This is a genomic window from Actinacidiphila sp. bgisy144, from assembly GCF_057708105.1.
The window spans coordinates 68428-78393 of sequence record NZ_JBYIRM010000039.1 but is presented as its reverse complement, the minus strand read 5'-3'; the positions used below and the strand labels follow the sequence as shown (position 1 = coordinate 78393).

The following is a 9966-nucleotide window of genomic DNA, read 5'->3' as shown; positions in this document are numbered from 1 at the left end:
CATCGCCAACGCCCGAGCCTACGTCCTGGACGACCGGCTGCAACCGGTGCCGCCGGGCGTGACCGGGGAACTGTACGTCGCCGGGCCGGGCCTGGCCCGCGGCTACCTGCACCGGCCGGACCTGACCGCGGGCCGCTTCGTCGCCTGCCCGTTCCTGCCCGGCGCGCGGATGTACCGCACCGGCGACCTGGCGCGGCGCCTTCGCGACGGCCAACTGGAGTACGCCGGCCGCGCGGACCAGCAGGTGAAGGTGCGCGGCTTCCGCGTCGAACCCGGCGAGGTCGAAGCCGCGCTCGCCGAGCACCCCGCCGTCGCCCAGGCCGCCGTCGCGGCCCGCGACGACCGGCTGGTCGGCTACGTCGTCCCGCGCCAGGACCCGGCCCGGGACAGCGGCACCGAAGCCGACCACGTGGACGAGTGGCAGCACATCTACGACGCCTTGCCCATCGCCCCCGACGAGGCGGCCTTCGGCCACAACTTCGTCGGCTGGAACAGCAGTTACGACGCCGCCCCGATCCCCGTCGAGCAGATGCGGGAGTGGCGGGACGCCACCGTCGCCCGCATCCTGGCGCTGCGCCCGCGCCGGGTGCTGGAGATCGGCGTCGGCACCGGCCTGCTGCTCTCGCAGATCGCACCCCACTGCGAGACCTACTGGGCCACCGACTTCTCCGCCACCGCCGTCGACGCGCTGGCCGCCCAGGTCGCGCGGCAGGAGGAGCTGGCCGGGCGCGTGGTGCTCCAGACCCGCCCCGCGCACGACACCGACGGGCTGCCCGCCGGGGAGTTCGACACCGTCGTCATCAACTCGGTGGTGCAGTACTTCCCGTCCGCGGACTACCTCGCCGACGTCGTCGCCCAGCTGATGCGGCTGCTCGCCCCCGGCGGCGCCCTGTTCATCGGCGACGTCCGCAACCTGCGGCTGCTGCGCCCGCTGACCACCGCCGTCCACCTGCGCCGGGCCGCCGCCGGCGCCGACCGGGCGGCCGTGCGCCGCGCGGTGGAGCAGGCCCTCAGGGTGGAGAAGGAACTCCTGGTCGACCCGGACTTCTTCACCGCCCTGCGTGCACAGGACCCGGGCATCGGCGCGGTGACCGTGGAGGTCAAGCGGGGCCGCCACCACAACGAACTGACCCGCTACCGCTACGAGGTGACGCTCCACAAGCCGCCGGCCGCCCCCCGGCCCGCCGCGCCGTCCACCGCCGCGCCGTCCACCGCCGCGCCCTCCACCTCCGCGCCCTGCACCACCGCGCCCTGCACCGAGCTGGCCTGGGGCCGGCAGGTCGGCGGACTCGACGAGCTGCGCGCCCTGCTGGAACACCCGCCCACCGGGACCCTGCGGATCACCGGGGTGCCGAACCGGCGCGTCCTGCGGGAAGCGGCCCTGGCCCGGGCGGTGCAGGACGGCGACGAGCCGCTGACACCGCTGCTGGAGCAGCTGCACGCCCCGGACGAGGACGCCCTGCCCGACCCGGAGGACTTCCACGACCTCGGCCGCGCCTGCGGCCGCGCGGTCGCCGTCACCTGGTCGGCCACCGCGGACGACGCCCTGGACGTGGTCCTCGCCGACCCGCGCGCGCTCCACGGCGCCCCGATCGAGCCTTACCGCCCGGCCGCGGCCGCCGACCGGCCGCTCGCCGCGCTGACCAACCGCCCCACCGGCAGCCGCGGCACCGGCGCCCTGCTCGGCGACGTACGCGACTGGCTGCGCGAGCGGCTGCCCGACCACCTGGTCCCCTCGGCGTTCGTGGCGCTGGACGCGCTGCCGCTGACCGCCAGCGGCAAGCTCGACCGGGCCGCCCTGCCCGCCCCCGACCCCGGCCGGTCCGCGGCCGGGCGGGCGCCGCGCACCCCGCAGGAACAGCTGCTGGCCGGACTGTTCGCCGAAGTGCTCGGCCTCGCGCAGGTCGGCGTCGACGACAGCTTCTTCGACCTGGGCGGGCACTCGCTGCTCGCGACCCGGCTGGCCGCCCGGGTCCGGGCGGCCCTCGGCGCGGAACTGGAGGTCCGCACCCTCTTCGAGACGCCGACCGTGGCCGGGCTGGCCGCCCGCCTGGACGGCTCAGGCCGGGCCCGGCCCGCGCTGACCGCCCGGCCCCGCCCGCCGCGCGTGGAACTGTCCTTCGCCCAGCGCCGCCTGTGGTTCCTGCACCGGATGGACGGGCCGAGCGCCACCTACAACATGCCGCTCGCGCTGAGCCTGACCGGCGCCCTGGACCGGTCGGCACTGCACGCCGCGCTCGCGGACGTCGTCGCCCGGCACGAGAGCCTGCGCACGGTCTTCCGCGAGACCGGCGGCGTCCCGTACCAGGTGGTGCTGAGCGCCGACCCGGCCCGCCCGGAACTGCCGGTGGCCGAGGTCGGCGCGGACGAACTGGCCGGGCGGCTGGCGGACACCGCCCGGCGCGGCTTCGAGCTCGCCGAGCAGCCGCCGGTCCGCGCCGAGTTGTTCGCGCTCGCCCCCGACCGGCACGTGCTGCTGGTCGTGGTGCACCACATCGCCGCCGACGGCTGGTCGATGGGCCCGCTGTCCGCCGACCTCGCCGCGGCCTACGCGGCCCGCTGCCGGGGCGAGGGGCCGCAGTGGTCCCCGCTGCCGGTGCAGTACGCCGACTACACGCTGTGGCAGCGCGACCTGCTCGGCGACACCGACGACCCCGACAGTCTCTTCGCCCGGCAACTGGCCTATTGGAAGCAGGAGTTGGCGGGCATTCCGCAGCAGGTGCAGCTGCCCGCCGACCGGCCCCGGCCGCCGGTGGCCTCCCAGCGCGGCGAGCGGGTCGTGGTCCGGATGGACCCCGAACTGCACCAGGCGCTGCGGGAGTTGGCCGCAGGGCACGGCGCCAGCATGTTCATGGTGCTCCAGGCCGGACTCGCCGCGCTGCTGACCCGGCTCGGCGCCGGCACCGACATCCCGGTCGGCAGCCCCATCGCGGGCCGCACCGACCAGGCGCTGGACGACCTCGTCGGCTTCTTCGTCAACACCCTGGTGCTGCGCACCGACACCGGCGGCGACCCCGGCTTCGCCGAACTGCTCGGCCGGGTCCGGCACAAGGCGCTGGCCGCCTACGACCACCAGGACGTGCCGTTCGAGTACCTGGTCGAGGTCGCCAACCCGGTGCGCTCACTGGCCCACCACCCGCTCTTCCAGGTCATGCTGGCCCTCCAGAACGCCCCCGTGGGCCAGTTCGCGCTGCCGGGGCTGGAGACCGGCCACCTCCAGGCGTCCACCGGTACCGCGCGGGTCGACCTCACCTTCAGCCTCGCCGAGCAGTTCCGTCCGGACGGCGCCACCGACGGCCTGGTGGGCGCGGTGGAGTACGCCACCGACCTGTTCGACGCGTCCACCGTGGAGCTGCTGTTCGAGCGCTGGGCCCGCCTGCTGCGCGCGGCGGCCGCCGACCCGGACCGGCCGATCAGCCGGATCGACCTGATGTCCGGCGCCGAACGCCACCGCCTGCTGCACGCGTTCAACGACACCGCCGCACCCCTGCCGCCGGCCTCGGTACCGGAACTGTTCGCCCGCCAGGTGCGGGCCACCCCGGACGCGGTGGCGGTGGTGGCCGCAGGCACCGAACTGACCTACGCGCAACTGGACGAGCGCGCCGGGCGCCTGGCGGCGGCACTGGTCCGCCAGGGCGTACGGCCGGAGACCCCGGTCGCGGTCATGCTGGAGCGCTCGGCCGACCTGGTCGTGGCGATCCTCGCGGTCCTCAAGGCCGGCGGCGCCTACCTGCCGCTGGACTCCCGCTTCCCCTCCTCCCGGATCGAGCTGATCCTGCGGGAGAGCGGCGCCGCCCTGGTGCTCACCCCGGAGGTGCTCACCGCACTGGCGCGGTCCGCGCCGGACGACCGGGCCGGCGCCGACGTACCCTGCGCGCCGGACCAGTTGGCGTACATCATGTACACCTCCGGCTCGACCGGGCGGCCCAAGGGCGTGGGCGTCACCCACCGGGACGTGGTGGGTCTCGCGCTGAGCCCCGAGTGGCGCGGCGGCGGACACGAGCGGGTGCTGATGCACTCCCCGACGGCCTTCGACCTGTCCACGTACGAGCTGTGGGTCCCGCTGCTGGGCGGCGGCCGCGTCGTTCTCGCCCCGCCCGAGCAGCTCGACCTCGACCTGCTCCAGCACACCATCGCCACCCACGCGGTGACCGGACTGTGGCTGACCGCCGGGCTGTTCCGGCTGGTCGCCGAGGAGCGGCCGGGCCTGCTGGCCGGGGTGCGCGAGGTGTGGACCGGCGGCGACGTGGTCTCCCCGGCCGCCGCCGCGCGGGTGCTGGCCGCCTGCCCCGGCATCGAGGTGGTCAACGGCTACGGACCCACCGAGGCCACCACCCTGGCCGCCTGCCACCGGGTGCGCGACCTCGCCGAGAACGCGCCGACCGTGCCGATCGGCGGGCCGATGGCGAACATGCGCGCCTACGTGCTCGACGACCGGCTGCGGCCGGTGCCGACCGGCATGGTCGGCGAGCTGTACCTCGCGGGCACCGGCGTGGCCCGCGGCTACGTCGGCCGCCCCGGCCTGACGGCGGAGCGCTTCACCGCCGACCCGTACGGCCCGGCCGGCAGCCGGATGTACCGCACCGGCGACCTCGCCTGGTGGCTGCCGGACGGCACCCTGGAGTTCGCCGGGCGCGTCGACCACCAGGTCAAGCTGCGCGGGCTGCGGATCGAGCCGGGCGAGATCGAGGCGGTGCTCTCCGGCTGCCCGGGCGTGGCCCAGGCCGCGGTGGTCGCCCGCGAGGACCGGCCCGGCGACAAGCGGCTGGTCGCCTACGTGGTGCCCCTGCCGCAGGGCGCGCCAGAGCCCGCCGAGCTGGCCGCGCGGCTGCGCCGCGACCTGCCGGACTACATGGTGCCGGCGGCGTTCGTCACCGTGGCCGCGCTGCCGCTGACCGCCAACGGCAAGCTCGACCGGGCCGCCCTGCCCGCCCCCGACTACGGGGTCTCCGCCGCCGGACGCGGCCCCCGCACCCCGCAGGAGCAGCTGCTGTGCGGCCTGTTCGCGGAAGTCCTCGGCCGGGAGCACGTCGGCATCGACGACGGCTTCTTCGACCTGGGCGGGCACTCGCTGCTGGCCGCCCGGCTCGCCGCCCGGGTCCGCGAGACCCTGGGCCTCGAACTGGGCCTGCGGATGCTCTTCGAGGCGCCGACCGTGGCCGGGCTCACCGAGCGCCTGGCCATGGACGACCCGGCCGACGCGCTGGACGTGCTGCTGCCGCTGCGCTCGACGGGGACGGCCACGCCGCTGTTCTGCGTCCACCCCGGCGGCGGCATCAGCTGGTCCTACAGCGGGCTGCTGAACCACCTCGGCCCGCAGCACCCGGTCTACGCGCTCCAGGCGCGCGGCCTCGGCCGGCCCGAACCGCTGCCCGCCTCCTACGAGGAGATGGCCGCCGACTACGCCGACCAGGTCCAGAAGATCCAGCCGGAGGGCCCCTACCTGCTGCTGGGCTGGTCCGCCGGCGGGCTGATCGCCCACGCGCTGGCCTGCGAACTGCGGGCACGCGGCGAGCGGACCGCGCTGCTGGCGATCCTCGACGCCTATCCCGTCAAGGACGTGAAGTTCGAGGACGAACCGGTGCCCACCGTGCGGGACGTGCTGGTCGGGGTGCTCGACGTGGACCCCGACGAGCTGGGCGACCGGGAGATCACCTACGCCGAGGTCGCAGAGGTGCTCAACCGGCGGGGCAGCGCGCTGGCCGGCCTGGACGAGCGGCAGGTGGAGGTGATCGTCCAGATCATGATCAACAACGCGAAGCTGTCGGTCGACTTCGTCCCCGGCCGCCACGACGGCGACCTGCTGCTGTTCAACTCCACCATCGACCGCTCCGACGACGACGCCGGTCCCGGCGTCTGGCGCCCCTACGTCGCCGGCCGGATCGAGTCGCACGAGATCACCACCCGGCACGACCAGATGACCAAGGCCGGCTCGCTGGCCCAGATCGGCCCGATCCTGGCCGCCAGGATCGCCGAGGCCGTCCACGACCCCGGTGACCCCCGCGGCGCCGGCGGCACCGCCCTTTCCCACCAGGAGGACTGACCCGTGACCAACCCCTTCGACGACCAGGACGGCACCTTCCTCGTCCTCGTCAACGACGAGAACCAGCACTCGCTGTGGCCGCACTTCGCGGACGTCCCGGCCGGCTGGACGACCGCCCACGGCCCCGACACCCACGCCGCGTGCCTGGAGTACGTCGAGCGGTCCTGGACCGACATGCGGCCCAGGAGCCTCGCCGACGCCATGGACGCCCAGCGGTAGCGCGGCCGACGTGACCTCCACCGACACCCTGGGCGGGACCCGCGAAGCCGCGGGCCCCGCCCGGCCCGGCGACCTCGCCGCAGCCCTGCTCACCCCCGAGGCGCGGCGGGACCCCTACCCCTTCTACGCCCGCATGCGGCGCGAGGACCCGGTCCACCGCAGCCCCCAGGGCATCTGGTACCTGACCCGGTACGCCGACGTCGAGGCGGCCCTCGGTGACCTCCGGCTGTCCAACGACCGGGACCGGATGACCCGCGCCTACAGCGCGCGCGGCGGCGACCTCAAAGCCCTCAGCCGCTTCACCGAGCGGCTGGGCCGGGTGATGACCAACACCGACCCGCCGGACCACGCCCGGCTGCGGAAACTGGCCAACAAGGCGTTCACCGCGCGCCGCGTCGAGGCCCTGCGCGCGGGCGTCCAGCGGAGCGTCGACCGGCTGATCGACGAGGCGGTGGCGGCCGGCCCGGCCATGGACCTGCTCGAGGACTTCGCCTCCCGGCTGCCGATGTCCGTCGTCTGCGAGCTGTTCGGCATCCCGGACGCGGACCGGCCGCAGGTCAAGAGCTGGTTCCGCCGCTTCGGCCGGCTCAGCGAGGACATCGCCAAGTCCGAGGCGGCGATCGACCAGTACGAGGAGTACCTCTCCGGGCTCATCCGGCAGCGCCGCCACACCCCGGGCGACGACCTGATCAGCGCCCTGGTCGCCACCCAGTCCCAGGACGGCCGGCTCACCGACTCCGAACTGCTCGCCACCTGCTTCATCCTCATCACCGCCGGCGACGAGACCACCACCCACCTGATCGGCAACGGCGTCCTGGCGCTGCTGCGCCACCCGGACCAACTCGCCCGGCTGCGCGCCGACCCCGGCCTGATCCGCGGCGCCGTCGACGAACTCGCCCGCTACGACACGGTCACCCAGGCGGTCGTCCGGGTCGTGGCCGAGGACCTTCGGATCGGCGGACAGACGCTGCGCGAGGGCGAGTTGGCCTACCTCTTCCTCGGCGCGACCAACCGCGACCCCGAGCGGTTCGACCACCCCGACCGGCTCGACCTGACCCGCACCGGTAACCGGCACCTGAGCTTCGGCCACGGTCCGCACTTCTGCCTCGGCGGCCCGCTGGCCAAACTCCAGGCGGAGGTGGCCGTGGGCACGCTCGTCCGCCGGCTGCCCGGCCTGCGGCTGTGCGACGAGGCGGCACTGGAGTGGCGGCCCAACCCGCTGCAACGGCGGCTGACCGCCCTCCCACTCGCCTACCGCGTGTGAACGACGACGAAGGAGCAGTACCGACCATGGTCCGAGAGTTCGAGGTCCGCCGGGAGCAGGACCTGCCTGCCCCGCCCGAGCAGGTCTGGGACGCGGTGGCCACCGGGGCCGGAAACCGCGGCTGGCTCTACCCGATGGAGGTCGAGCCGCGCGCCGGCGGCCGGGCCACCCGCGGCGACGCCACCGTGCTGACCTGGGAGCCGCCGCGCCACCTCGCCCTGCGGGCGACCCAGGACGGCGGGTTCTCCAACACCCTCAGCTACCGCATCGAGCCGGCCGCCGGCGGCACCAGCCGGCTGCGCATGGGCATCCACTGGGTGCACACCGGCGTCGTCGACGAGGCGTGGGCCTGGGAGGCCAAGTCCGACGCCGCCGAGAAGCACGTCGACTTCTACCAGCACGGCCTGGCCGAGTACCTGCGGCACTTCGCCGGCCGCCCCGCCGTCTACGTCCGGGCCGCGCGAGCAGAACCCGCCACCGATCCGGCCGACTTCGCAGCCCTGCGCCGCCGCCTCGGCCTCGCCGACGACGCCGCCGTCGGCGACCGCTTCGCGCTGCGCGGGCCCGGCCCGGACCGCGACCCCGTGGAGGTGGTCGTCGACTGGCTCAGCACCGACTTCGTCGGCCTGCGCGGCCCGGACGCCCTCTACCGCTTCTTCAACGGCAGCACCTGGCAGGTGCCGAGCTGGCTCGGCCACCACCTGTTCGCCGAGGACACCGACGAGCAGCAGGCGGTCAAGGAGTGGACCGCCTGGCTCGACGACACCCAGACCCAGGAGTCGTGATGGACACCTCCACACGGACACTGCTGTTCACCGCGGAACTCGTCGAGGAGGACGGCAGCTACGCCCTCCTCGTGCGGGACCTGCGGCGGGGCACTGTCCAGACCACCGCGGTCCCCAAGGCCATGGTCGACAAGCTGCCGACCTTCCTGTCCGCACTGGCCGCCAAGCTCGCCCCGCCCCCGCAGCGCCGCCGCTGGTAGCCGGCGCGGGGGTGTCGCGGGTGGTGGCAGCGCCCCGATGGCTCAACTTGGTTGCCTGATACAGGAGTACACGGGGTGTGTGCATGAAATGTGTGCGGCCTGGCCAGTATGAGAGAGGCCGACCGTATGCAATTGCAGCTGTGGTTGTGCCGACGACCCCCACTGCTAGGAGGAGAACGATGACCGGTCAAGGCGAAGGCGCCTCGCGCCATGTTGCTCCGGTGCCGCGGCCGAACATGGCCGAAACTGTGGTGAGCTGGCGCAAGAGCTCCTACAGCAACCACGAGAGCAACTGCGTCGAGGTGGCCGAACTGGACCACGAAACGATCGGAATCCGCGACTCCAAGGACAAGAGCGGTCCGTTCCTGACCGTGGACCGCGCCGCGATGCGGGCGTTCGTCGCCGGCGTCGTGCGTGGCGACTTCGCCGTGGAGTAGCGAGATCCAGCCAGATGTGACGTCGGGCCCTCCGCTTCGTGAGCGCTGCGGCACGATAGGTGACCCGTACGGGGTGCGACGCCCCGAGAAGGAGACCGACCGTGCCAGCTCAACCGTCTCGCAGTCCGCGTGGGGCCCGTAACGTCCACGATCTGTCCGGGCGGGCCCCGACCGCGCAACGGATGATCTTCGGTGAGACGTTGAGGCAGCGCCGCCAGGCGCTCGGCCTCACCGCCGAGGACGTCGTGCGCCAGATCGGCCATTCCGCCTCGAAGATCAGCCGGATGGAGAACGGCCGGCACGACTTCAAGGAGGCCGACCTCCAACGCCTCCTGGACGTCTACGGCGTCCGCGACGAGGGCGAGCGCGAACTGCTGCTCGACCTCGCCCGCGCCGCCAACGAGCGCGGCTGGTGGGACGCGTGGAGCGACGTCTCCACCAAGACCCTCCAGACCCTGGTCAGCCTGGAGGACATGGCCCAGCGCATCCGCAGCTACGAGATCGCCCAGCTGCCGGGCCTGGTGCAGACCGCCGAATACACCCGCGCGCTGATCCGCGCCAACGCGCCGGGCAAGAGCGAGCAGGAGATCGAGCGCATCATCGAGCTACGCGCGATGCGCCAGCAGCGGCTGATGCGCGAGCCCGGCAAGAAGCTGCTCTGCGTGCTGGACGAGGTCACCCTGGTGCGGCCGTACGGCTCCCGCGAGGGCATGCGCCGCCAGCTCGAACACCTGATATCCCTGGCCGACGACCCCGACATCGGCTTCAACCTGGTGGAGTTGGGCAAGCCGAACCTGCCGGTGCAGATCGGCACCACGACGATCTTCGATTTCGCCGACGGCCAGCTCCCCGACATCGTGTACATCGAGCGCTCCGGCGGCGGCCTCTACCTCCAGGACGAACAGGAGGTCGACGAGCACGTGAAGGGCTTCGACCGGCTGATGATCGCCTCACTGGGCCAGCGGGCGACGGTCCGCCGCATACAGGACCACATCAAGAAGTTCCGCTGACGGCCGCC

The 9966-nt window shown here is 73.9% G+C and carries 7 protein-coding genes; all 7 read left to right on the top strand.

Translation table 11 applies throughout. The features are described 5' to 3' along the window. The coding region (locus tag AC3EVP_RS32155; RefSeq protein ID WP_435136023.1) for an amino acid adenylation domain-containing protein at positions 1-6043 on the top strand (6043 nt) is incomplete at its 5' end. Positions 6044-6046: 3 nt separating this feature from the next. Continuing rightward, a complete protein-coding gene (locus AC3EVP_RS32150) occupies positions 6047-6262 on the top strand; it encodes an MbtH family protein (RefSeq protein ID WP_335982930.1) in 216 nt (71 codons plus the stop codon). Positions 6263-6272: 10 nt separating this feature from the next. After that, positions 6273-7526 carry a cytochrome P450 gene (locus tag AC3EVP_RS32145; RefSeq protein WP_435136021.1) on the top strand — a complete coding sequence of 418 codons (1254 nt, stop codon included), beginning with the start codon at positions 6273-6275 and terminating at the stop codon, positions 7524-7526. A gap of 26 nt (positions 7527-7552) precedes the next feature. Next, the gene (locus AC3EVP_RS32140; protein ID WP_435136019.1) at positions 7553-8311 is read left to right on the top strand and encodes an SRPBCC family protein; all 759 of its coding nucleotides are present in this window, start codon (positions 7553-7555) and stop codon (positions 8309-8311) included. Continuing rightward, complete coding sequence (locus tag AC3EVP_RS32135; protein WP_335982936.1) at positions 8311-8511, top strand: hypothetical protein; 201 nt, start codon at positions 8311-8313, stop codon at positions 8509-8511. The genes AC3EVP_RS32140 and AC3EVP_RS32135 overlap by 1 nt, the downstream gene beginning before the upstream one ends. Before the next feature lie 179 nt (positions 8512-8690). Continuing rightward, positions 8691-8948 carry a DUF397 domain-containing protein gene (locus tag AC3EVP_RS32130; RefSeq protein ID WP_435136017.1) on the top strand — a complete coding sequence of 86 codons (258 nt, stop codon included), beginning with the start codon at positions 8691-8693 and terminating at the stop codon, positions 8946-8948. 182 nt (positions 8949-9130) lie between these two features. Next, entirely contained in the window at positions 9131-9958 is an 828-nt protein-coding gene (locus tag AC3EVP_RS32125) for a helix-turn-helix domain-containing protein (RefSeq protein WP_335982940.1), read from the top strand. Positions 9959-9966: the final 8 nt, after the last annotated feature.